The sequence below is a fragment of the Arcobacter sp. AHV-9/2010 genome, assembly GCF_004116575.1.
Classification (GTDB): Bacteria; Campylobacterota; Campylobacteria; order Campylobacterales; family Arcobacteraceae; genus Aliarcobacter; species Aliarcobacter skirrowii.
This window is the reverse complement of record NZ_PDKH01000003.1, coordinates 298,114-321,301: the sequence shown is the minus strand read 5'-3', so window position 1 is coordinate 321,301 and position 23,188 is coordinate 298,114. Positions and strand designations below refer to the sequence as shown.

Sequence of the window (23,188 nt, the reverse complement as noted above, 5' to 3'; positions counted from 1 at the left end):
GTGTGCATTCTAACATAAAAAATGTAAGGTTTTCTTAATAGTGTGAATTTTAATCTAGCTTATTCAAAAATTATAATCTCAGTTTCCAACTCTATATCAAACTGCTCTTTTACTTTTTGTTTCGCAAGATTTATTAAGCTAATAGCTTCATCAAAAGTTCCAGAGCCATGATTTACTAAAAAATTTGCATGAGTATTTGAAAACTCCATATCTCCTATCTTTTTACCTTTAAGCCCAACAGCTTCTATTAATCTTCCTGCAAAATCACCTTTTGGATTTTTAAAACAGCTTCCAGCACTAGCCATTTGTGGTTGATTATCTCTCATTTTCACAAACTCATTTTGCATCTCTTTACTAAAACCTTTTTGGATATAAAAAACTGCTTCATAAATAATAGAGTTGATATTTGTATGCCTATATGAAAAATCTATATCCTCTTTTTTTATATACCCATCTTTTGTCTTTATACTATGAAGATAGTTGAAAATTTCCCACTCTTTTAATCCAGCATTCATCTTTACAAGTCCACCAATATTTCCTGGCAGTTTTGCTAAAAACTCTAAAGATGCAATATCATTTTTTCTTGTATATGTAAGAAGTTTTCCACTACTAGTAGCGCAACCAACATACAAAAGATTATTTTCCTCTTTGATATAATCAAACTCTTCACCCAAAACGGCAAATTTTTTTTCACATTTTGGTGAAATAAGTAGATTATTTCCACGACCAATTATTTGAAAATCACTATAATCGCCTATTTCATTTATAACTAAAACCTCTTTTACGCAACCTATATGAATAGAAGAGTATTTTTTAAAATCAATTGTTTTAAAGTAGTTTTGCATTAGCTATTTCTTAAATCTTCGTACTCGCTTGGAATTGTAAAATCTTGTGAACGAAGAAGATTTTCATAGTGACCACTTTTGTAACCCAATTCAAATAGTTTATCTATAGCTTTATATTGAATTGGGCTTAATTTTACAGAGTTATCATTTGCATATAAATCCAAATATTTATCTAAAGTTTTGGCATCTACTCTTATAAGTCCTTTTTCAAGCAACATTACAGCCAAAGTTTTTCTATTTTTATTTGCTACATCAACTGCTTTTATAAGTGCATTCTCATATTTTATAGCATCATTAAGTGGAATTGAACGACGAAGACACATTCCGCCAAGTGGAAGTGGCAACTCTTCACCGTTGCATAGTTCTGTCCAAATATCCCAAATCTCACGCTCTACTTCTAAATCTTGGCTATAAGTTAAAATTGATTCATGAATTAAAACTCCAGCATCAACATCACCATTTAGTACAGCATTTTCAATATCCAAAAAGTTCATATATGAAATTCTTGCTTCTGGATATGCAATTTTAAACAAAAGTGCATTTGTAGTAAACTCTCCACTAAGAGCAACTTTGAAGTTTTTCTTTAGTTTAGTTCCTTTTTTTTTGATAAGTTTTGGACCATAACCCTCTCCAAATGAAACAGCAGTTTTTAAAAGTGCAAAATCATCTTTTACAAAAGGATAAAGAGCAAAAGATATTGCACAAATATCGTAAACTCCTTTTAGTGTTGCTTGATTTAAAGTCTCTATATCAAGTGCTATATTTTCAAATTTTGTATTCTCTATACTAATCCAACCAAATTTAATAGCATAATACATAAAAATATCATCAGCATCAGGTGAGTGCCCTACACTAATAGTTTTAATTTGTTGCATTATTTTTGCTCCTTTTTAAGTCCTATTTTTCTAAATTTATAATCTGAAATATCTTCATTTATTAAAGCGATTGTTCCTAAAAGATTGTTATCTAAAACTATTTGTTTTTTAAACTCTTTGTTATTGCAACTAAAAGTTACAAAATCATTGTTTGCTACTTTTGCAACATTTAAAAAAGTTTGACTTGCAATAATTTTTGAATCATCTTCTAAGCTATTTTTTCCTAAAAAATAAAGAACAGTTCCATTAAAACTCTCAAGATTTTTAGGTTCAACTAACTTCTTTTCTGAACTATTTTTTACCATATTCTCTAATTCTAGTGAAGTAAAAATAGGATTTAAATCTGTATATTTTTCTATATTTTTTACTAATTGAACAATATTTTCAATACTTCTATGATTTAGTAAATCATCTCCTAAAATCAAAGCTTTTTTCAAAGAGTTTTCATAAATTTCAAAAGCTTCTTCAAACTCATCCTCTCCAGCACTACTTTCAGCAGATAAATAACCAATATCAAGATCTTCTAAATAGTTTGAGATAATCTTTTTATCTTTTGAGAAAAAGTATAAAATCAGGGCTAAAATAGCCTCTTCACTTCCAACTTCATACTTTATAAAAAAGTGATAAAAATCTTTTAATTCATATTTATCTATTGGGTGCATATAGATTATTTTAGTTCCATTTTTTGAAGAGTTTTTTAAATCTTCCAATAGATTTTTATCTTCAAAAAATGTTCCAAGAGTTAAAATATAATCATAATTTTTTATAATTTTCACTAATCTTCCTTTTTATTTTAAATAAGCTTTTAGGATTTCATGTTTTAATGTTTCAAAATCTAAAGTATGAGAAAAGTCTTTCTCTAATCCAATATTGACAATATCAATAAACTTTTCCTTAGAATAATTACCTAATTCTTTTATATAATCTATTTCAATACTATCCAATTTAGATATTAAACAAATAGCTTGATAGGATTTATCTAATAAAGCAGTTTTATTATTTGGATGAGCACGATAAAAATGTTGATTAGGTGTAATGGCAATAATATTTTCAGGAATATCAGCTAATTCTGGAAATTCAGATGAAAGAAATATATGATGAGCTTGTGTTGCTGGATATGTTTCAAATCTATGAATTTCACTACATTTATGGATAGATTTAATAAATTTCTTTGCTTTTTCTATTTGATATTTATAGAATTTATCATTATCTATCTCTTTTTCAAAAAAGTTAGTATTAAATTCTTCTCTTGTGAGAGATTTATCTTTTTTTACATCTCTCCAATTTGGTCTATTGTAAAGTAAATCATCATAATTAATAACAGATACTTCCCCATCGAGTGTACCTAGTTTTTTCAACTTAAAAGCTATGGTTCTTAATAGTGGGTTAAATATTCTAATAGGTTCTTTATCTTTTTTTATTTTCGTATGTTCTTTAATAAAAGTAATATACTTATCTCTTAATTCATACAATGAATTTTTATCTTGTTTGTTAAAAAAATTATCAAAATATTTCCAAATATCACTATCTTTTAAAACTTTTTCAAGATAAAAAGCTAAAAAATAAAAAGCATTTCTATCTCGTAAAGAAATATATTCTATAAAATCTTTATGAATAATAGTATATTCATTTGTACGACCTTTTTTATTTTCTTGAAGCAAACCGCAATAAGCTAACATTTTAAGTGGTTGTGCAAAAAACTTATCATATTCATTTTGAGCTTTTTGAATATCTGGTTTATTGAATATTTCAGTAACTAATTCATTTGAATATGGACAAAACCGTATATCATTAACTGTAAAAATAGTTTTATTTTCAGTACAATTAAGAATACATTCACAAACTGCACTTAAAACATCTGGTTGAACTTTCTGATCAAAAAATCTTGCATTTTTTGTTTTTTTAATATCTAAATCTAAACTTTCTAAATAACTTTTAATCTTGCTTATCAAAGTGTTAGTCCATAATTAAAATCACTAATAAATTTTGGCGGTATAGTGGCTCTTATATTAGTAACATTTTGAGTGCCTCCCATAACAAACATATTATTAGTCACTATATTTTGTATAAATTCATTACAGTTGGTTCTATTTATAACATTACCAGTTCCTTCTGTTAATTTAAAATAGCCAGGTATTGGTGGATTGCTTATATAAAAATGAATTCTTCCTTCACTTCCCCAAGCACCTTGATTTTCATTATGTTCCCAATGAATCGATGATGTTCCATCCGATTTTGCTAAATAACCTAAAGCTTTATAGTATTGACTTTCAGAAGTAAATTGAATTTGGGGAGGAGTGTTTGTTCCAAAATTTGCTCTATACATAATTATCCTTTTAAAATAAATTTACAAGATTATTACTTATTCTAACTTAAGTAATCCAAAAAACTTAGCTGAATTATTATCTATATTTAAAGACCTTGTTCCTCTATTTCTGGCTATTCTATAATATTCCGTAAACTCTTCACTACTATAATAATCCAAATGTTTTTTTGTAATTTCAATACCATTTTTTGGTTTTAAAATAGCAACTGAACCATCGACAATACTATTTCTAGGTAAAAATGTTGCTCTTGGATAATATGTTAAATTTGGGATTAAAACAATATTGTTTTGATTTAGATATTTTGATACTGTAAAACTATCTATTTCATTTATAAAACAATCATAATTTTCTATATTTTTAATACCATTATTTTTAATATTTCTTGATTTTAAAACTCTAAATTTTCCACTATTTAAGGTATGTTTTTTCGTAATTTGTCTATCTCTAAAAGTTTCAAATATATCTAGTTGCATTTTTTCAACAACCATATCAAAAAACTCATTTCTATATAGCAACCAATATGGAAATCTTTTTGAAAAGATGTAATCTTTATTTTGATAAAAAATAGTATCTGTGATATAGCTTTCCACTTTTATTTGCTCAAATTTTTCTTTTTTGTAAGTATCTAATAAAAAACTTACTGTTTCAATTTTAACACCCTTGAAAGCTTTTTCTCCATAATCAGTAATTGAATGTAAATTTTTATTTTCTAAAATTTCTCTTGTTTTATTGAATTCAGGAGCATTTATCAAACTTTTTGGAACTATTAAAGAAATATATTTAGCTAAATTTATAGTTTTTTCTATAAAAAATGAGAATAGATTGTTAGTTTCTTTATTTTGTGAAATAGCTTTATAAGAATCTAATAAATTCTTTTCATTAATAACTTTTCCATAGGGAGGATTTCCCACAACTAAATCATATAAATACTCATTTTTCCATAATAAAAAATCTTCATTGATAAAATTGATAATAAAATTTTTAGGTATTTTTGTCTTTTCTAATAATAGTTTTAAAATTTCAAGTGAATTTTTATCTATATCAATCACATCTAAAATTACTTTTGGAACATTTTTATATTTTTTAAATAATAAAGGCAAAAAATTTCCAATTCCTACACATGGTTCTAATATTTTAATCAATTTTTTATCATCAAAATTGGGCAATTTTGAAACCATATTAAAAACTATATCTTCTCTTGTAAAATATGCTTTAGTTTCATTTCTATTTACATTTGATAACTCTGCAATGCTATAAAGAGTATTTATATCATACTTACAAGGATTATTTTTAATGAAAATTTTTAAATTACTTAAATCTTGTAAATTATATTCATTTATAATTTTATTAATCTCATTAATAGACAAAATTTTTTGATTTAAAACTTTTTTAATATTTTGTGCAATTTGTTCAAATATTTTTGTTGGAACGGCTTCCCCAATACAATGTCTTATATTTAACTCTTCTTGTTTTAAAAACTTCTTTTTTTCTTCAAATGTTAAGTTATTTAAAATTTCAAATTCAATATTTGACCATTTAAATTCATTAGGAATTGTCATCATTAACATTAGTTCTCTAATGCTAAAAACTCTATTGTCACTTGGATGAATTGTATTTTGACTAGCTAAAATATCATTTCGTGTATGAATACAAGGAGCAACTTTATCCCAATACCATCGTGAATATTTATCACCATTTTTATTTTTGTTAAAAACAATTTTTCCATTTTCTATTTTATGTGGAATTCTTTCTTTTTCTATATTATCAAAAGCAGATTGACCCTCTTTTATATTTTCAATCCAAGGTAACATTTTTATATCAAAATTTCTATATGAGTGATAAATATCACTTTCTGAAATTTCACCCATATTTTTTAAAGGTTCCAAATCAGATATAAGTTTTCTTAGAGTTTTTGCATTTTGTTCTTTTGGAAAAAGTTGTTCAGGGCTTATATTTATTAAATCTTTTCTAACACCAATAACTAAGGTTCTTGTTCTGCTTGATTGAGCTCCATAATCCTTAAGATTTAAAACCTTTGATAATATATTATAGTTGCCTCCAAGATTTAAATATATTGCTTCTTGTATAGGTTTATCAATATTATCAATATCTGTACAAATAGTATTTAAAAAAGCCCTTACATTCTCAAAAATAAAAAACTTTGGCTTTATCTCTTTAACTATTTTTATAGACTCAACAACTAAAGAATTTCTTTTTATTTCATCATCATTTTTTTTGTGATTAGCTATAGACATTCCTTGACAAGGAGGAGTTGCTATTAAAACATCTAAATCACAAATATTATTATTGTCTAATTCTTTATATATTTTTTCTTGTATTTCTTTTTTAGATAAATCACCTTGGATGTATCCACTATTAAATTCACATTTTTTATTATATTTTTGAATCCTAATTCTTTTTTCAAGATATTCATTTGTTGCTATACATTTAAAACCTTGTTGTTTAAATCCATAACAACCAATCCCAGCACTACTAAAAAGGGAGATATAAGTTAAATATTTGTTATTTTTATTGTAAATTAATTGATTTAAATGTTTCATCTTAAATCCTTATTAAAAAAATCCTACTTTTATATCACTGTCAAATTGACCCTTCTTCTCTTTTGTAATCTGCTCTTCAAAATCTTTTAGAGTAAATATTGCATTTTCACTAATTGCTAGTTTATAAGCTGTATTTTTAATCACAAGCTCAATTTGTCCACCTGTTAGTTCGTGTTGTGCAATTTTTTCAAAGTCAAAATCCTTTTCTAAAGGTAAAGCCTGTGGAATTAGTTTTTTCCAAAGCTCTACTCTTTGCTCTTTGTTTGGTTTTACAAACTCAATTTTGTAGTTAAATCTTCTTGAAAATGCTTTATCAAGATTTTCAAGCAAGTTTGTAGTTGCTATTAAGATTCCATCAAATTTTTCAATCTGCTCTAAAAATATATTTTGCATTTGATTATGCATCTTATCAGCACTACTTCCTGCACCACTACTTCTTGAACTTAAAAATTGATCAGCTTCATTTAAAAGCAAAACAGGTTCGCTTTTTGTCTGCTCTTTTATCTCTTTATATTTATCAAAAATATTTCTAACATTTTTTTCACTCTCACCAATATACATTGACAATATTTTTGAGCAATCAAAGCTTAAAACCTCTTTTTTTAAAGATTTTGCCAAAGCTAAAGCTGTTATTGTTTTTCCAGTTCCAGCGTGTCCATAAAATATTATTTTTGCCTCTATTCCTCTTTTTTTATCTTTTATTCCCCAAGTTTTAAGTCTATTTATAACACTTTTATCAACTTGTTTTAAAAGATTATTTAAAGTCTCTTTTGTTTTTGGATTTAAAACAACATCATCTAAGTTTTTAGTTGTAGTGCTTAATTCAAAAATCTCTTGCTCTTTGATTATTGTTTCAAGTTTAATTTTTGAAACAGGTGAGCCTTTTTTATTTGGATGAGATATTTTGTATAAAATCTCATCAGGAATATAGAAATTTCTATTTATTCCTCCAAAAGGAGTTAAAACTTCATCATAATCAATTAAATTTTTTGATACCAAAGTTGAACTCTCTTCAAGCAAACTTCTATATTTTATCTTCTCATAATCATCATTTGATACAAGTTCAAGAAGATAGTTCATCTCTCTTAATGTTCCATCTCCACCGCTATACTCCTCTTTTAATAGTGCCAAAAATAGAATTTTTTCCTGTTCATCAAGATTATGCTCTTTAAAAAACTCTTCAAGAACTATCTTATTTGTAGTTGCATTTATTCTCTCTTTTATTCTATTTTCTACTAGAAGAAGTTTGTTTTTAAGCCTACTTGAACTAGGTGAGTTTATATCAAAATTTCTTTTTACGCTATTTAGTTGTTGAGTTATATCTATTTTTAAAAACTGGTCTTGAAGATACTCTAAATGGTCACTATAATCTTTTATTTCAGGTAAAACAAACTCACTACTTCCGCTTTCAAGCATCTTTAAATAAGAGCTAGAGAGGCAAACACTTGTATTTATTAGCTCAAACTTTGAAGCTTCGTTTAGTTTTACTTGGTCAAAAGCTATTTGAACAATCCAACCAAACTCTAAAAGAGATTTTATAATGTTTAATTTCTCTAAGTGCTCATATTTTTCAATATTATAAAATTGACCTAAAATATCAATTACACTTAAAACATCTCTTCCGTTCATATACTCTTTTGATAGATATTGAAGTATTTTTGCCTCTTCAACACTACATTTTAATTGATTAAAAAAGTTTGTTTTCTCTATATCTTTTGTTTTTAAAAAATCTATTACCTCTTGCATAAAGCTCCGTAAATTTAAATAATATTAAGTTTATATGGTATCTTAAAACTTCTTAACTACAAATGAATAAAAAAATGATAAAATCGTAAGATATTTTTTTGGGAGTGATATTATGTTTGGGTTGTTGAGATTTTCTTCTATTTTTATAATATCTTTTATATTTATCTCTTGTTCTAGCTATAAAAGTGATAGCTCTTTGCAAAGTGAGTTAGATATTGCAAATAGTTGTAAAAATAAGAGTATTAAACTAGAGATGAGTTGTTATGATTTAGTAGCATATAAAACTAGCTTTGCAAATATAAGACTTGGAATTTATGAGCTAAAAATTGGTGAATCAAAATCAGCAAAAAATAGATTTGAACTAGCTAAACAAAGTGGAAATTTTTATGCAAATGCCTTACTTGCAAATCTGTATGAAAATGCAATTACTGTAAAAGAGGATAGAGCTTTGGCAATTAAACTTCTACAAGAGGTTGAATATAAAGATCCAATTGCAGCTTATAAAATATCTTTTTTCTATTTTTCAAATGACAATATAAAAAAAGGGATAAAACTTTTAGAGTTTGCTGCAAATAGCGGAGTTAAAGAGGCTCAAAAAGAGTTAGTTTTGATATATACAAACAATCAATATATAAATGAAGATAGCCAAAAAGCTATGTTTTATGACAATTTATATCAGGATAAAAAAGAAGATTTTTCTGTAAAAATTTATGGAAGATAGAAGATGATACGAAGTAATATCTTCTCAGGACTTACAGTTGGAATTATTGCTCTGCCTTTATCAATGGCACTTGCAATTGCAACAGGAGTTCCGCCTGAACTTGGGCTTTATACGGCTATTGTTGCTGGAGTTTTAGCAGCTTTATTTGGAAGTAGTAAAGTAAATATCTCAGGACCAACTGCAGCTTTTATCGTAATTTTAATTCCAATTGTTCAAGAGTTTGGAATATCTGGACTTCTTCTTTGTGGACTTATGTCAGGAGCTATTTTAATTTTAGTTGGACTTTTTAGACTTGGAAATTTAATAGAGCTAGTTCCTTATCCAGTAACAGTTGGATTTACTTCAGGAATTGCAGTTGTAATTGCAACTTTTCAAATAAAAGATTTTTTTGGTTTAACTATTGAGAACTTTACAGGAAGCTATATTGATAAGATTCTTCTTTTGGCAAAGAATTTTACTACTTTTAATATCTATGAATTTTTAACAGCATTTGCAACACTTTTAATATTGATTTATTGGAGAAAAACAAAAAGTAAAGTACCAGCAGCTTTGATTGCTTTGGGATCTATTACTTTAGTTGTTGCATATGTTAATTATAAGTTTGGATTAAATATTTCAACAATTCACTCAACTTTTTCATATAGTGTTGGAAATTTACAAGGAAGTGGAATACCACCTGTTGCTTTACAATTTACACTTCCTTGGGGATTTTTAGCTCCACATGAGATAAATTTAGATCTTATAAAAGCTTTGTTGCCTCACGCAATTGCTATTGCAATATTAGGGGCTTTGGAGTCACTTTTGTGTGCAGTTATTAGTGATGGTATGACGGGAAATAAAACAGATCCAAACAAAGAGTTAATAGGTCAAGGAATTACAAATATAGTAGTTCCTTTTTTTGGAGGAATTCCAGCAACTGCAGCGATTGCTCGAACGGTAGCAAATATAAATTCAGGTGGAACAACAAAACTATCTTCAATTATTCACTCTTTGTTTATTTTAGTTTCAATTTTATTTATAGCTTCTTACATCTCATATTTACCAATGGCTGGGTTATCGGCACTTTTACTTATGGTTGCTTGGAATATGAGTGAAGTTAAACACTTTATAAATATCTTAAAAACTGCTCCAAAAGATGATATTTATGTTCTTTTAGCTTGTTTTAGTTTAACAGTTTTAATAGATATGCAAGTTGCTGTTACAGTTGGAATTGGACTAGCTTCCATACTATTTATAAAAAGAACAATTGATCTATACTCTATTGAGCTTGTAAGTGAGGATTTAACTTTGCATCCTGATTTGCCAAAAGATGTTTTAATATATGATATAAATGGTCCTATGTTTTTTGGTGCTGCTCAAAAAGCTATGAAAATTCTTTTAAGCTCAAGTGATAAAAGAGATATTGTAATTTTAAATATGAAAAATGTATCTTTAATAGATATGACTGCAATGGTTGCACTTAAATCTATAATTGATAGTTTTGAAACAAAAAACAAAAAGCTAATACTATCAGGTTTAAACAGTAGAGTTCAAAGAAAAATAGAGAGACATATGAATTATGTTACAAGTTTTTCAAATATAAATGATGCAATAGAGTATGCAAAACATTTTAAAAATGTAGTATAAAGTAGAGAGTTTTAATTCTCTACAAAACTATATAAAGTCTCTATCTCTTTTGCCCAAATAGATTCATCAATAGTCTCTAAAATAAGTGGAATATCATCCATTCTGTGATCATTCATCAAAAATTTAAAAGCATCCCAACCAATTTGCCCAGCTCCTAAACTATCGTGTCTATCAACCCTGCTTCCTAGTTCTGGTTTAGAGTCATTTATATGCATTCCACTTAAATACTCAAATCCTATAATTTTAGAGAACTCATCCCAAGTTTTATCATAAGCTTCACGCGTTCTTATATCATAACCAGCTGTAAACATATGACAAGTATCAATACATACTCCAACTCTAGTCTTATCTTCAATTTTATCAATTATATAAGCTAGATGCTCAAATTTATAACCTAAGTTACTTCCTTGCCCAGCTGTGTTTTCAAGTACAAGTTTTACACCTCTAGTCTTATCAAGAGCATAGTTCATAGATTCTGCAATATTATTTAAACACTCCTCTTCGCTAATCTCTCTTAAATGGCTTCCTGGATGAAAATTTAATCTATCTAAAGCTAAAATTTCGCATCTTTGAACTTCATCAATAAAACTATTTAATGATTTCTCTCTAGCATCACTATTTGGATGTCCAAGATTTATCAAATAAGAGTCATGTGGCAAAATATGCTTTGGTTCTATTTTTGATTTTTCTAACTCTTTAAACCATAAATCAATTGTTTTATTATCAAGAGCTTTTGCACTCCATTGTCTTTGATTTTTTGTAAATAGTGCAAAAGCCTTTGCACCAATTTCAACAGCATTTTTTGGGGCATTAAAAACCCCTCCACTAGCACTTACATGCGCACCTACAAATTTCATAATAATTACCTAATAGATTTTTATTTTCATTATACCCAAGATATAGTTAAGTAAAATTTATAATTAAATTTTAGATAAAATCTATTTTTAATAATAAAAAGGATTTTTTTGCATAAAAATAGATTTTCAAAAATAGGATATGTTTTAGCGATTGCAGGAAGTGCAATTGGACTTGGTAATATTTGGAAATTTCCATATATAACTGGAGAAAATGGTGGTGGAGCTTTTGTTTTAGTATTTTTACTCTCTGTTTTCACAATTGGAATTTCAATCTTTATAGCTGAGGTTATTTTAGGAAAAATAGTAAAAAAAGATGCTGTTACAACTTTTGAAGTTTTATCTCCAAAAAAGCATAAATATTTTAAGTATATTGGGTTTACTTTTATAACAGGAGTTTTAATAATATCTTTTTATCCAATAGTTATAGCTTGGATTTTGCACTATACGGTATTAAGTTTTACATCACTTCCTACAACTGTAAATTTAGCAGAGGAGTATTTTTTAAACTACTCTCAAAATAGTTTAGCCTCTCAAATTTTTTATTTTAGTTTTGTTTTTGCTTTAATTATATTTATTATCTCAAAAGGGGTAAAAAAAGGGATAGAGAGATTAAATAATATACTTGTTCCTGCACTATTTATTATATTTATAGTGATGTTTTTTTACTCTACAACTTTAAGTGGATTTTCAAAAGCAATGGAGTTTATGTTTAAAGTAGATTTTGAGAGTTTTGATACAAATTCAATACTAATAGCAGTTGGTCATGCTTTCTTTTGTCTATCTGTTGGAGTTGTTACTATTTTGACATACTCGGCATCAATTAGTGAAGATACACATATTTTAAAAGCGACTATGTTTGTTGTAATTATGGATGTATTGACTGCTTTTGTCTCTGGATTGATTATTTTTACAATAATTTTTAGTGCAGGTTCAAATGTTGATAAAGGAGTAGGGTTGGTATTTATAACTCTTCCTGCAATTTTTTATCAGATGGGATTTGCTGGAACTATTTTTGCAATATTTTTCTTTATAGCTTTGGCTTTTGCTGCTATTACTTCAGCTGTTTCTATGATAGAACCAGCAATTATGTATCTAATTGAAAGAAGAGGTTTTAAAAGAGTAAAAGCAACTTTAACAGTATCATCTTTTGCATATATCTTAGGATTTATAGCAATTTTATCTTTTTCAAATGAGTTTAAAGAGTATCTTATTTTTTATGAAAAATCATTTTTTGAGTGGTTGGACTTTTTAACTTCAGCAATATTAATGCCACTTGGTGGAATTGCAATTTCAATTTTTGTAGCTTTTGTAGTGGATAAAACGATAATTAAAAAAGCATTAGTTCCATACTTAGGAGAGTTTTTATTTGTACTTTGGCTTATAGTTTTAAAATATATAACACCATTTGCTATCTTTGTTTTGATGTTAAAAGAGGCAGGATTTGTAAGTTTTTAAGAAGTTTGAGACAATTTTAAATTGTCTCAAAAAGTATTAATCTTCTAAAGAAGAGCTATCCTCTTCACCATCATCGCTTCCAGTTATAATTGCATCATTTATTCCCATAGAGTTTAAAATTTTATCTTCAATCTCTTTTGCAATAGCTGGATTATCTCTTAAGAAGACTTTAGAGTTCTCTCTTCCTTGTCCAATTTTTGTATCACCGTAGCTAAACCAAGCTCCAGCTTTATCAATAATATCAAGCTTAACACCATAATCAACAAGCTCACCAGTTTTTGAAATACCCTCACCAAACATAATATCAAACTCAGCTTGTTTAAAAGGAGCTGCAACTTTATTTTTAACAACTTTTACTTTTACTCTATTTCCAATTGAGTTTTCACCCTGCTTTAAAGTTGCAATTCTTCTAATATCAAGTCTTACTGATGAGTAGAATTTTAAAGCATTTCCACCTGTTGTTGTCTCTGGACTTCCATATCCTGTCATTCCAATTTTCATTCTTATTTGGTTAATAAATATAACTGTACAGTTCATTTTATTTAAAAGTCCAGTAATTTTTCTTAAAGCCTTACTCATAAGTCTAGCTTGAACTCCAACTTGTTGGTCATCCATATCACCATCAATTTCTACTTTTGGTGTTAAGGCAGCAACTGAATCCACAACAACTAAATCAACAGCACCACTTCTAATAACAGTTTCAAGTATCTCTAAAGCTTGTTCTCCAAAATCAGGTTGAGAAACAAGTAAATTGTCTGTATCAACTCCAATATCTCTTGCATATTTTACATCAAGTGCGTGTTCTGCATCAATAAATGCACACACACCTCCAGCTTTTTGAGCTTCTGCAATTGCATGAAGTGTTAAAGTTGTTTTTCCAGAACTTTCAGGTCCATAGATTTCAATAACTCTTCCTTTTGGTAAACCTCCAACACCAAGAGCTAAATCAAGACCAAGTGAGCCTGTACTAATAGCTTCAGTTGGAATTACCTCTTTATCTCCAAGTCTAATAAGTGTACCTTTTCCAAAAGCTTTATCTATTTGTTTAATAGCAAGTTCAAGTGATTTTTTTTGATTTTCATCCATGATTTTTACCTCTTCTTTTTGATTTTTTCTTTTTATGTCGAAATCTTAGCACATTTTTTTAAAAGTTGTTAGAAATATTACAATTTGCAATATTTTTACTCTTTATTTAGATTTTGAATAGTTTCAATTACCTTTATATGGGCTTTTACTCTTTGTTGCATAGTATGAGATTTTATATGTTTTGCTAATATTTTTGTATATTTTTTATAATTTCTTGAATCTTTTTGTAAAGTTGCAAGTTTTTTTTGAATTTTTAAAATATTTTCAGGTATTACTTCTCTCATCTTCTCTTTTTCCGTAAAATTTGAGTTTATTATTACATAATTAAATAAAATATTAAATAAATTAAAAATTTGATAGAATCTACTTCAAATATTAAAATAAGGTCTTTTTATGTTTAATGGAAAAAATATACTTATAACTGGTGGAACTGGTAGTTTTGGTAAAAAATATACTGAGATTTTATTATCAAAATATAAACCAAATAAGATAATTATTTTTAGTAGAGATGAGTTAAAACAGTATGAGATGGCTCAAGAGTTCAATGCTAAATGTATGAGATATTTTATAGGAGATGTAAGAGATAATCAAAGATTAAAACAAGCTACTAAAGATGTTGATTTTATAATTCATGCAGCTGCTTTAAAACATGTTCCAATAGCTGAATATAATCCTATGGAGTGCATTAAAACAAATATAGATGGCGCTCAAAATGTAATTGAAGCAGCATTAGAAAATGGTGTAAAAAGAGTAATAGCTCTTTCAACTGATAAGGCTGCTAATCCTGTAAATTTATATGGTGCTACAAAATTGGCTAGTGATAAACTTTTTGTTGCAGCAAATAATTTAGTTGGAAAAAGTGATATAAAATTTTCTGTTGTAAGATATGGAAATGTTGTAGGAAGCAGGGGTTCGGTTGTTCCTTTTTTTAAAAAACTAATAAGTGAAGGAGCAAAAGAGCTTCCAATAACAGATGAGAAGATGACAAGATTTTTTATAACACTTGAAGATGGAGTGAATTTTGTTTTAAAAAACTTTGAAAGAATGCAAGGTGGGGAGATATTTATTCCAAAAATTCCATCTATGAAAATAGTTGATATGGCAAAAGCTTTAGCTCCAAATTTACCTCATAAGATTATTGGAATTAGACCTGGTGAAAAACTTCATGAGATTATGTGCCCAGCAGATGATAGTCACTTAACTTTAGAGTTTGAAAATCATTATGTAATAAAACCAACTATTAAATTTACAAGTGGGGCAGATTTTTCAAAAAATCTTTTAGGTGAAGTAGGAGTTCCAGTATCTCAAGGATTTGAGTATAACTCTGGAAACAACACACAGTGGCTAAGTAGTGAAGAGTTTTTAAAAATGGTTGATAAATCATGATAAATTTTATTCCTTACGGTAAACAAAGCATTGATGAAGATGATATAAATAGTGTTGTTGAAGTTTTAAAATCGGACTTTTTAACAACGGGTCCAAAAATAAAAGAGTTTGAAGATGAACTTTGCAAATATACAAATGCAAAATATTGTGTAGCCCTAGCAAACGGAACAGCTGCACTTCACTTAGCTTCTTTAGTTTTACTAAACAAAGGTGATAAAGTTCTTACAACTGCTAACTCTTTTTTAGCAACTTCAAATTCAATTTTGTATGTAGAAGCGCAACCTATTTTTGTGGATATTTGTGAAGATGGAAATATAGATTTACATTTATGTGAAGAAGAGCTTAAAAAAGATAGTTCAATAAAAGCTATATATGTAGTTCATTTTTCAGGAAATCCAGTAAATCAGAAAAAATTAAAATATCTAAAAGAGACTTACAATATAAAAATCCTAGAAGATTGTGCTCACTCTTTAGGGGCAAGTTTTGGAAATATAAAAGCAGGAAGCTGTGAAAATAGTGATTGTAGTATCTTATCTTTTCATCCAGTAAAACATATAACAACAGGAGAGGGTGGTGCAATTACTACAAACTCTAAAGAGCTTTATGAAAAACTTTTAGAGTTAAGAGCTCATGGAATAAAAAGATTACCAGAGGTAGCTCCTTGGTACTATGAGATGCACTCTTTGGGATATAATTATAGAATTACAGATATGCAGTGTGCTTTGGGAATTAGCCAATTAAAAAAACTAGATAGTTTTGTAAAAAGAAGAAGAGAGTTAGCTTTAAAATATGATAAATCTTTTTTAAATAGTGTCATAAAACCACTTTATAGTTTTGATGCAAACTCTTCTTATCATCTTTTTGTTGTAAAAGTTGATTTTAGTAATTTAAGTATCTCAAAAATAGAGCTCTTTGATAAAATGAGAGAAAAAAATATTGGACTTCAGCTTCACTATATTCCTATAAATAAGCAACCATATTATAAATCTTTGGGGTATGGAGATGAAATAACACCTATTATGGATAAATATTATGAAGAGTGTTTCTCTCTTCCTATGTATCCAAGCTTGAGAGATGAAGAGCAAGAGTATGTTATTAAAACTTTGTTTGAGGTTTTAAATGCTTAATTGTGTTGCAATAATTCCAGCAAGAGGTGGGAGCAAAAGAATTCCCAAAAAAAACATAAAGCTATTTCATGGAAAGCCACTTATTGCTTATAGTATTGAAGCTGCTATTAAATCAAAACTCTTTTCTAAAGTAATTGTTTCAACAGATGATGAAGAGATAGCAAAAATTGCAAAAAGTTTTGGAGCAGATGTTCCATTTTTAAGACCAAAAGATCTAAGCGATGATTTTACAGGAACAGGTGCTGTTGTAAATCATGCAATAGAGTTTTTAAAACAAAGTGGAGAGAAAATAGATTTTGTTTGTACAATCTATGCAACAGCTCCATTTTTGCAAGAGAAATATTTAAAAGAAGGCTTTCTTAAGCTAAAAAACTCAAATGCAAGAAATGCTTTTTCATGCACATCTATGCCATTTCCAATCCAAAGAACTTTTAAAATCACAAAAGATGAAAGATGTGAAATGTTTTGGCCAGAGAATTTTTCTAAACGAAGTCAAGATTTAGAAGAAGCCTACCAAGATGCTGGACAGTTTTACTGGACAAATTTAAATGTAAAATCAGGTGAAATAACATTTGGTAAAGATAGTATTCCAATAGTTCTTCCAAGACATTTGGTTCAAGATATTGATACACAAGAGGATTGGACTAGAGCTGAGTTTATGTATGAAGCTATAAAAAGAGAATTGTAATGAATATTTTAATAAGAGCTGATTCATCTTCATATATTGGAACTGGGCATATTATGAGAGATTTAGTTTTAGTTAAGCAATATACAAATGAAAATATTATTTTTGCTACACAAAATTTAGATGGAAATATAAATCATAAAATTATTGAAGCTGGTTATAAAATAGAGCTTTTAAAATCAAATGATTTTGAAGAGTTAAATGAATTGATCAAAAAACTAAATATTGATATGATAATAATTGATAATTATGATATAGATTATGATTTTGAAAAGAGATTAAAAGAAGAAAACAAAAATCTAAAAATTTTTGTTTTTGATGATACCTATGAAAAACATTTTTGTGATATTTTATTAAATCATAATATCTATGCAGATGAAAAAAAGTATAAAAAAAAGGTGCCAAATAATTGTGAATTAAGATGTGGAAGTAAATATACACTTTTAAGAGATGAGTTTTTGGAAGCTAAAAAAGCTAAAAAGAGAGTAAAGAAAAAAAATAAAACAATATTTTTGGCAATGGGTGGAGCTGACCATAAAAATTTAAATATAAAAATTTTAAAGGTAGTAGAAAAGTTTAAAAAATCTTTGAAAGTAAATTTAGTAACTACAACAGCAAATAAAAATTTAGAAGAGCTAAAAGGGTATTGTAAAGATAAAAAGTGGATAAATCTACAAATAAATTCAAATGAAGTTGCAAAACTTATGAGCAAGAGTGATTTTGCAATTGTAACTCCAAGTGTTACAGCAAATGAGATTTTTTATTTAGATTTACCTATGATTGCTATAAAAACAGCAGAAAATCAGATAGATATGTATGAGTACTTGAAAAAGAAAAGATATTTAGTTTTGAAAAAATTTAATACTATAAAATTAGAAAAAAGTATTTATTCATTGTTAAAAAGTTTTAAAGGTCAGTAATGGAAAATATTATAATAGCAACAATCAAAGAATGGAATATAGAAAACTATTTTAAATTAAAAGAAAGACTTAAGAGTAAATACAATTTTTATTTAATAACAGACAAAGAAGAACTAAACTTAGAAAATATAAAAAAAATTAATCCTAAGTTCATATTCTTTCCCCACTGGTCTTGGATTATCAAAGAAGATATTTATAATAGTTTTGATTGTATTGTATTTCATATGACAGATTTACCTTATGGAAGAGGAGGAAGCCCTTTTCAGAATTTGATTATTAATGAAGTGTATGACACAAAAATATCTGCTTTAAAAGTTGATGGTGGCTTAGATACAGGTGATATATATTTAAAGGAAGATTTTAATATAAATATAGGAAGTGCAGAGGAAAATTTTATAAAACTTTCTAATATTATATTTGAGAAAATGATACCAACTTTACTATCTAATGATTTAGTACCAAGAAAGCAAAGTGGGGAAATCATAGAATTTAAACGACGGAAACCAGAGGAAAGTGATATCTTTAATCTTAAGAAAAAGAATTTACATAAACTTTATGATTTTATTAGAATGCTAGATGCAGAGGGATACCCAAAAGCCTATATAGAACTAGATAAGATAAAAATAGAATTTAGCGAAGTACACCATAAAAATAAAAAACTTGTAGGAAGGTTTGAGGTATTTGAAAATGAATAAAAAAATATTAATCATTGCAGCACACCCCGATGATGAAGTGTTAGGGTGTTTTGGAACAGTTGCAAGACTTATAAAAGAAGGTTATGAATCCTATACCCTTATTCTTGGTGAAGGTAAAACAAGTAGAGATGAGAAAAGAGTTGTAGAAAATAAAAAAGATGAGATAGAAATTTTAAATACCGAGATACAAAAAGCAAATAATGTAATAGGTGTAAAAAAAGTTTTTGTTGAATCATTTCCTGATAATAGATTTGATAGTGTAGATCTACTTGATATTATAAAAGTTATATCAAAAGTAAAAGAGGAGATAAAACCAGATATTATATTTACCCATTATGAGCACGATTTAAATATAGATCATCAAATAACTTACAAAGCAGTTATAACAGCTACTAGACCTATGGAAGATGAGTGTGTAAAAGAGATATATAGTTTTGAAATACTCTCATCTACAGAGTGGAACTATCCACTTTCTTTTTCACCTGATACATTTTTTGATATAAGTGACACATTAGATTTGAAAATCAAAGCTATGAAAGAATACACATCAGAATTATGTGAATATCCTCATCCTAGAAGTTTAGAAGGTATAAAACTAAATGCAAAATACCAAGGGATGAGAGTGGGTAAAAAATATGTTGAAGCTTTTAAAAGTGTTAGGATTATAAAATGAATTTAAATGACATCAGATTAAAAAAATTTATTGATTTAGAAACAGATGAAAAATTAATGGTTTTATCATGGAGAAATAATATAAACAATCGAAAATGGATGTATAATTCTGAAATGATATCAGAAAAAGAACATTTTCACTTTTTAGATACTCTAATTAAGAGAGAAAGTGAACAGTATTTTTTAGTGCAAAATAATAAGCAAAATATAGGTGTAGTTTATTTTAATCAAATTAATAAAAAAACTAATAGTTGCTATTTTGGTCTTTATTCAAACCCATTTGAAAAAGTAGCAGGAGTTGGTAGAATACTTGAAGAGATATGTATAAAATATGCTTTTGAAGTGTTAAAACTAGATACTTTAAAACTTGAGGTATTTTATGAAAATGAAAAGGCAAAAGCTTTATATAAAAAATATAATTTTCAAGAAACAGGTTATAAAATAGTAAATGGTAAAAATGTTATTTGTATGGAATTAGAACGAAAAGGAAAAATATGAAAATAGGTAATTTTGATTTAAATAAAGATGGAGTTTATATAATTGCAGAGCTTAGTGCAAACCATAATGGAAGCTTGCAAACGGCACTTGATACTATAAAAGCTGCTAAAGAGATTGGTGCAAATGCAATAAAACTTCAAACATATCGTGCAGATACTATAACTCTAGATAGTGATAAAGAAGATTTTATCATCAAAGGTGGGACACTATGGGATGGTAAAAAGCTTTATGATTTGTATAAAGAAGCTTATACTCCTTGGGAGTGGCACAAAGAGCTATTTGAATATGCAAGAAGCATAGATATTGATATTTTTTCAACACCTTTTGATAAAAGTGCTGTTGATTTTCTTGAACAATTTAATCCAAGTGCTTATAAAATCGCCTCTTTTGAAATAACTGACTATGAGCTTGTAAGATATACAGCTTCTAAAATGAAACCAATTATTATAAGCACAGGAATTGCAACAATTGATGAGATTCAAGATGTTGTAGATATTTGTAGAAGTGTTGGAAACCACGATATAATATTACTTAAATGCACAAGTGAATATCCAGCACCACTTGAAGAGGCAAATTTAAAAACAATACCAAATATGAAAGAAACTTTTGGTGTTGAGCTTGGATTTTCTGATCATACATTAGGAATTGTTGCACCAGTAGTTGCGGTAACTTTAGGAGCAAAAGTTATAGAGAAACACTTCATCTTGGATAAGTCTATAGGTGGAGCTGATGCAGATTTTTCTATGGATAAGCAAGAGTTTAGTGAGATGATAAAAGCCATAAGAGATGTAGAAAAGCTTATAGGAAAAGTTGACTATAGTATGACTCCTAAAAAGAAAAAAAGTAGACAGTTTAGTCGAAGTCTTTATATTGCAAAAGATATCAAAAAAGGTGAGGTTTTCACAGAAGAAAACATAAGAAGTGTAAGACCAGGATATGGACTTCATCCAAAATATTTGTATGATATTTTAGGTAAACAAGCAAGATATGATTTAACCTTTGGTAATCCTTTAAGAATAGGAGATATAGAAAATGACTGAAGCACAAATACAATTACAAAATGCACTTACAACAACTTTTTTAGCAAATTTAGTGTTTTTAAGTGAATATGATAAAAAGCTCTATGATAGAATTGATGAATTATCAAGAATGATAGAAAATGGTACATATGAAGAGAAATATTATCTAGAGTTTATTATGGAAGATGGTGATTTTGATATATATGATGTTGTAAATGAAAAATACCTATATAATAGAAAACCAAAAAAGAAGAATGAAGAATTAATAAAAAAGGTAGATTTTGATTTAAAACAATCTATTTTTGAACTACAACCATACTTTACTATAAAAGATAAGTATAAAGTAGATTATGAAAAAAGATTTGAATTAGAAAAGCTAAGTGATTTGAATCATCTTACATTAATGGATGCTCAAGATTATACAGAGATTACTAAGGAGTATTTAGAAAAAAGAGATCAAAAAAAATTCAAAAAAATAAACAAATTTATATTTCTAGGAACACTTCTTGGAAGACACATACCAAAAATTGCAGAAAAAATAGATGCTAGTTCTTATTTGATTTTAGAGAGAAATTTAGAGATATTCAGATTGTCTTTATTTACAGTAGATTATACAATTTTAGGAAAAAAAGGGGCGATTTTTTCTATTATGGATGATGTTTTGATTGAAGAAGGAAAAGTGTATGATTTTTTAAATATATATAGAACAGATAACTACCTTTTAAAACTATCTATTACAAATATTAATATAAATAGATATATTGATACAATTTTAAATATGCTAAATACTATGAATCCAACAGCTTATGATTATAATAGAAGAGTATATATTCATACAAACAGAACTACAAAAAGAGTTCAAGATAAGTATAAATTTTTAGATTTTTCTAAAATAAAAAAAAGTAACTATTTTAAAGAAATTTCGATTTTATACATAGCAGCTGGACCATCATTGGATGAAAATATAGATTGGATAAAACAAAATCAAGATAAGTTTTTTATAGTTTGTATAGGAAGAGCTCTAAAAAAATTAATTGATAATAATATAAAGGTTCATATAGTAGTTACTGTTGATGAGCAAGAGTTTTTAGAAAAAACACAATTTGATGATGAGACTATAGAAAAAATGCCTAAAGATACAACTCTTTTTGCAAGTTCTATAACAAATACAAATGTATTAGATAAATTTGATAAGAAAAATATATTTTTATTTGAAGTTTTCTATCCATTTTTTCAAGGAAATATCTCTTATTCTGGATTTAGTGTGGGTGAGATTGGATTAGATATTTTACTTAAATTTAATCCTAAAGATATATTTATAATAGGATTAGACTTAGCAGTTAATCAAAAAACTGGAGATACACACTCCTCTGGAGATAAAACAGGAACAACTAAAATAAATCTTGATGAAAAACAAGATAGAAGCGAATTTAGAATAAGAAGTAGTTTAGTAAAAGTAAAAGGTAATTTCAAAAAAGAGGTTTATACTACACCTCTTTTTTATGGTTCAATTAAAATGGTTGAAGATAAATTAAGAATAAAAAGCAACTCAACAAAAATTTATAATTTATCTGAAAATGGAGCAAAATTTGAAGGTACAATCTCAAAAAAAATAGATAAAATTAATCTCTCTAATCATAAAAAGATATTTTTGAGTATGAATAATAATGATTTTTTTAGTTTAAACTCTTTAGATGCTCTAAATGATAGTTCAAGAGATACTATAAAAACTGAAGTTGAATATATAGAATCAAATTTAAAAGATATATTAAATAATATTATTGAAAAAGAGAATATTTTGTATGAGGAATTTTTAAAAGAACTTGAAAAACTTTTTTCAGAATTAAACAAAAATAATCTACTAAATTTAAGCCAAATAATCAATTTATATTGTGAAATATATATACCATATTTATCATACTATTTTAATGATAAGCAAATAAAAGCTGAAAGAAACAAAGTTAAAAAAATTAAAGATATATTAATAAAACATATTAAGAATATTTCAGAAGATTATAAAACTTCTTTAAAAAGAGTTATCTAACCAAGATTCAAATAGAATCTTGGTTGATAGCAATAAAAATTTT

The 23,188-nt window shown here is 27.1% G+C and carries 22 protein-coding genes; 12 read left to right on the top strand and 10 right to left on the bottom strand.

Translation table 11 applies throughout. The annotated features are described in order from the left end of the window. Positions 1–59: 59 nt before the first annotated feature. The 7 genes from CRU94_RS07200 to CRU94_RS07170 are packed head-to-tail and all read right to left on the bottom strand — an operon-like array spanning position 60 to position 8,354. Positions 60–845, bottom strand: a complete 786-nt coding sequence (locus CRU94_RS07200; protein WP_129106098.1) for a UDP-N-acetylmuramate dehydrogenase — start codon at positions 843–845, stop codon at positions 60–62. After that, positions 845–1,720: a menaquinone biosynthesis family protein gene (locus CRU94_RS07195; RefSeq protein WP_129106097.1), complete on the bottom strand. Its 876-nt coding sequence runs from the start codon at positions 1,718–1,720 to the stop codon at positions 845–847. Before CRU94_RS07195 ends, CRU94_RS07200 begins: the two co-directional genes overlap by 1 nt. Continuing rightward, complete coding sequence (locus CRU94_RS07190; RefSeq protein ID WP_129106096.1) at positions 1,720–2,496, bottom strand: hypothetical protein; 777 nt, start codon at positions 2,494–2,496, stop codon at positions 1,720–1,722. Before CRU94_RS07190 ends, CRU94_RS07195 begins: the two co-directional genes overlap by 1 nt. Before the next feature lie 12 nt (positions 2,497–2,508). After that, on the bottom strand, positions 2,509–3,672 hold the full coding sequence (locus tag CRU94_RS07185) for a restriction endonuclease (RefSeq protein ID WP_129106095.1): 1,164 nt from the start codon (positions 3,670–3,672) through the stop codon (positions 2,509–2,511). Continuing rightward, positions 3,669–4,046, bottom strand: a complete 378-nt coding sequence (locus CRU94_RS07180; protein WP_129106094.1) for a hypothetical protein — start codon at positions 4,044–4,046, stop codon at positions 3,669–3,671. The genes CRU94_RS07185 and CRU94_RS07180 overlap by 4 nt, the downstream gene beginning before the upstream one ends. A 36-nt stretch (positions 4,047–4,082) precedes the next feature. After that, the gene (locus CRU94_RS07175) at positions 4,083–6,608 is read right to left on the bottom strand and encodes a DNA cytosine methyltransferase (protein WP_129106093.1); all 2,526 of its coding nucleotides are present in this window, start codon (positions 6,606–6,608) and stop codon (positions 4,083–4,085) included. Between the two features lie 12 nt (positions 6,609–6,620). Beyond that, positions 6,621–8,354: an ATP-binding protein gene (locus CRU94_RS07170; RefSeq protein ID WP_129106092.1), complete on the bottom strand. Its 1,734-nt coding sequence runs from the start codon at positions 8,352–8,354 to the stop codon at positions 6,621–6,623. Between the two features lie 112 nt (positions 8,355–8,466). Here CRU94_RS07170 and CRU94_RS07165 point away from each other — a divergent pair, with 112 nt between their 5' ends. Beyond that, positions 8,467–9,075: a tetratricopeptide repeat protein gene (locus CRU94_RS07165; protein ID WP_129106091.1), complete on the top strand. Its 609-nt coding sequence runs from the start codon at positions 8,467–8,469 to the stop codon at positions 9,073–9,075. 3 nt (positions 9,076–9,078) lie between these two features. Next, positions 9,079–10,701, top strand: coding sequence for a C4-dicarboxylic acid transporter DauA (gene dauA / locus CRU94_RS07160; protein WP_258237423.1), 1,623 nt, complete (start codon positions 9,079–9,081; stop codon positions 10,699–10,701). Positions 10,702–10,712: 11 nt separating this feature from the next. Here the strand turns inward: dauA and nfo are convergent, their stop codons facing one another. Further along, positions 10,713–11,558: a deoxyribonuclease IV gene (nfo, locus tag CRU94_RS07155; RefSeq protein WP_129106090.1), complete on the bottom strand. Its 846-nt coding sequence runs from the start codon at positions 11,556–11,558 to the stop codon at positions 10,713–10,715. A 108-nt stretch (positions 11,559–11,666) separates the two neighbouring features. On the opposite strand from nfo, the gene CRU94_RS07150 reads away from it, so the two are divergent. After that, the gene (locus CRU94_RS07150; protein WP_129106089.1) at positions 11,667–13,013 is read left to right on the top strand and encodes a sodium-dependent transporter; all 1,347 of its coding nucleotides are present in this window, start codon (positions 11,667–11,669) and stop codon (positions 13,011–13,013) included. A gap of 36 nt (positions 13,014–13,049) precedes the next feature. Here the strand turns inward: CRU94_RS07150 and recA are convergent, their stop codons facing one another. Both recA and CRU94_RS07140 read right to left on the bottom strand, forming a co-directional pair. Then, entirely contained in the window at positions 13,050–14,099 is a 1,050-nt protein-coding gene (gene recA, locus CRU94_RS07145; RefSeq protein ID WP_109065703.1) for a recombinase RecA, read from the bottom strand. Positions 14,100–14,194: 95 nt separating this feature from the next. Beyond that, on the bottom strand, positions 14,195–14,383 hold the full coding sequence (locus CRU94_RS07140) for a hypothetical protein (RefSeq protein WP_066162194.1): 189 nt from the start codon (positions 14,381–14,383) through the stop codon (positions 14,195–14,197). A gap of 109 nt (positions 14,384–14,492) precedes the next feature. Here CRU94_RS07140 and pseB point away from each other — a divergent pair, with 109 nt between their 5' ends. From pseB to CRU94_RS07095, 9 genes are read left to right on the top strand one after another with little or no spacing between them, the layout of a single operon-like run. Beyond that, complete coding sequence (pseB, locus tag CRU94_RS07135) at positions 14,493–15,485, top strand: UDP-N-acetylglucosamine 4,6-dehydratase (inverting) (protein WP_129106088.1); 993 nt, start codon at positions 14,493–14,495, stop codon at positions 15,483–15,485. Then, positions 15,482–16,612, top strand: a complete 1,131-nt coding sequence (gene pseC / locus CRU94_RS07130; protein ID WP_129106087.1) for a UDP-4-amino-4,6-dideoxy-N-acetyl-beta-L-altrosamine transaminase — start codon at positions 15,482–15,484, stop codon at positions 16,610–16,612. Before pseB ends, pseC begins: the two co-directional genes overlap by 4 nt. Then, the gene (gene pseF / locus CRU94_RS07125) at positions 16,605–17,300 is read left to right on the top strand and encodes a pseudaminic acid cytidylyltransferase (RefSeq protein ID WP_129106086.1); all 696 of its coding nucleotides are present in this window, start codon (positions 16,605–16,607) and stop codon (positions 17,298–17,300) included. Before pseC ends, pseF begins: the two co-directional genes overlap by 8 nt. Further along, positions 17,300–18,217: a UDP-2,4-diacetamido-2,4,6-trideoxy-beta-L-altropyranose hydrolase gene (gene pseG / locus CRU94_RS07120; RefSeq protein ID WP_129106085.1), complete on the top strand. Its 918-nt coding sequence runs from the start codon at positions 17,300–17,302 to the stop codon at positions 18,215–18,217. The genes pseF and pseG overlap by 1 nt, the downstream gene beginning before the upstream one ends. After that, a complete protein-coding gene (locus CRU94_RS07115; RefSeq protein ID WP_129106084.1) occupies positions 18,217–18,912 on the top strand; it encodes a methionyl-tRNA formyltransferase in 696 nt (231 codons plus the stop codon). Before pseG ends, CRU94_RS07115 begins: the two co-directional genes overlap by 1 nt. Next, on the top strand, positions 18,905–19,585 hold the full coding sequence (locus tag CRU94_RS07110; protein WP_129106083.1) for a PIG-L deacetylase family protein: 681 nt from the start codon (positions 18,905–18,907) through the stop codon (positions 19,583–19,585). Before CRU94_RS07115 ends, CRU94_RS07110 begins: the two co-directional genes overlap by 8 nt. After that, entirely contained in the window at positions 19,582–20,082 is a 501-nt protein-coding gene (gene pseH, locus CRU94_RS07105; protein ID WP_129106082.1) for a UDP-4-amino-4,6-dideoxy-N-acetyl-beta-L-altrosamine N-acetyltransferase, read from the top strand. The genes CRU94_RS07110 and pseH overlap by 4 nt, the downstream gene beginning before the upstream one ends. Beyond that, positions 20,079–21,122, top strand: a complete 1,044-nt coding sequence (gene pseI / locus CRU94_RS07100; RefSeq protein ID WP_129106081.1) for a pseudaminic acid synthase — start codon at positions 20,079–20,081, stop codon at positions 21,120–21,122. Before pseH ends, pseI begins: the two co-directional genes overlap by 4 nt. Next, positions 21,115–23,145 carry a 6-hydroxymethylpterin diphosphokinase MptE-like protein gene (locus tag CRU94_RS07095; RefSeq protein WP_129106080.1) on the top strand — a complete coding sequence of 677 codons (2,031 nt, stop codon included), beginning with the start codon at positions 21,115–21,117 and terminating at the stop codon, positions 23,143–23,145. Before pseI ends, CRU94_RS07095 begins: the two co-directional genes overlap by 8 nt. Positions 23,146–23,188 lie beyond the last annotated feature (43 nt).

Bases quoted from the DNA above. Each gene is read 5' to 3' on its own strand.
- recA (WP_109065703.1), bottom strand. From the start codon at position 14,099: ATGGATGAAAATCAAAAAAAATCACTTGAACTTGCTATTAAACAAATA.
- CRU94_RS07175 (WP_129106093.1), bottom strand. From the start codon at position 6,608: ATGAAACATTTAAATCAATTAATTTACAATAAAAATAACAAATATTTA.
- pseH (WP_129106082.1), top strand. From the start codon at position 19,582: ATGAATTTAAATGACATCAGATTAAAAAAATTTATTGATTTAGAAACA.
- dauA (WP_258237423.1), top strand. From the start codon at position 9,079: ATGATACGAAGTAATATCTTCTCAGGACTTACAGTTGGAATTATTGCT.
- CRU94_RS07170 (WP_129106092.1), bottom strand. From the start codon at position 8,354: ATGCAAGAGGTAATAGATTTTTTAAAAACAAAAGATATAGAGAAAACA.
- CRU94_RS07200 (WP_129106098.1), bottom strand. From the start codon at position 845: ATGCAAAACTACTTTAAAACAATTGATTTTAAAAAATACTCTTCTATT.
- pseI (WP_129106081.1), top strand. From the start codon at position 20,079: ATGAAAATAGGTAATTTTGATTTAAATAAAGATGGAGTTTATATAATT.
- nfo (WP_129106090.1), bottom strand. From the start codon at position 11,558: ATGAAATTTGTAGGTGCGCATGTAAGTGCTAGTGGAGGGGTTTTTAAT.
- CRU94_RS07115 (WP_129106084.1), top strand. From the start codon at position 18,217: ATGGAAAATATTATAATAGCAACAATCAAAGAATGGAATATAGAAAAC.
- pseF (WP_129106086.1), top strand. From the start codon at position 16,605: ATGCTTAATTGTGTTGCAATAATTCCAGCAAGAGGTGGGAGCAAAAGA.
- pseG (WP_129106085.1), top strand. From the start codon at position 17,300: ATGAATATTTTAATAAGAGCTGATTCATCTTCATATATTGGAACTGGG.
- pseB (WP_129106088.1), top strand. From the start codon at position 14,493: ATGTTTAATGGAAAAAATATACTTATAACTGGTGGAACTGGTAGTTTT.
- CRU94_RS07140 (WP_066162194.1), bottom strand. From the start codon at position 14,383: ATGAGAGAAGTAATACCTGAAAATATTTTAAAAATTCAAAAAAAACTT.
- pseC (WP_129106087.1), top strand. From the start codon at position 15,482: ATGATAAATTTTATTCCTTACGGTAAACAAAGCATTGATGAAGATGAT.
- CRU94_RS07195 (WP_129106097.1), bottom strand. From the start codon at position 1,720: ATGCAACAAATTAAAACTATTAGTGTAGGGCACTCACCTGATGCTGAT.
- CRU94_RS07180 (WP_129106094.1), bottom strand. From the start codon at position 4,046: ATGTATAGAGCAAATTTTGGAACAAACACTCCTCCCCAAATTCAATTT.
- CRU94_RS07110 (WP_129106083.1), top strand. From the start codon at position 18,905: ATGAATAAAAAAATATTAATCATTGCAGCACACCCCGATGATGAAGTG.
- CRU94_RS07095 (WP_129106080.1), top strand. From the start codon at position 21,115: ATGACTGAAGCACAAATACAATTACAAAATGCACTTACAACAACTTTT.
- CRU94_RS07165 (WP_129106091.1), top strand. From the start codon at position 8,467: ATGTTTGGGTTGTTGAGATTTTCTTCTATTTTTATAATATCTTTTATA.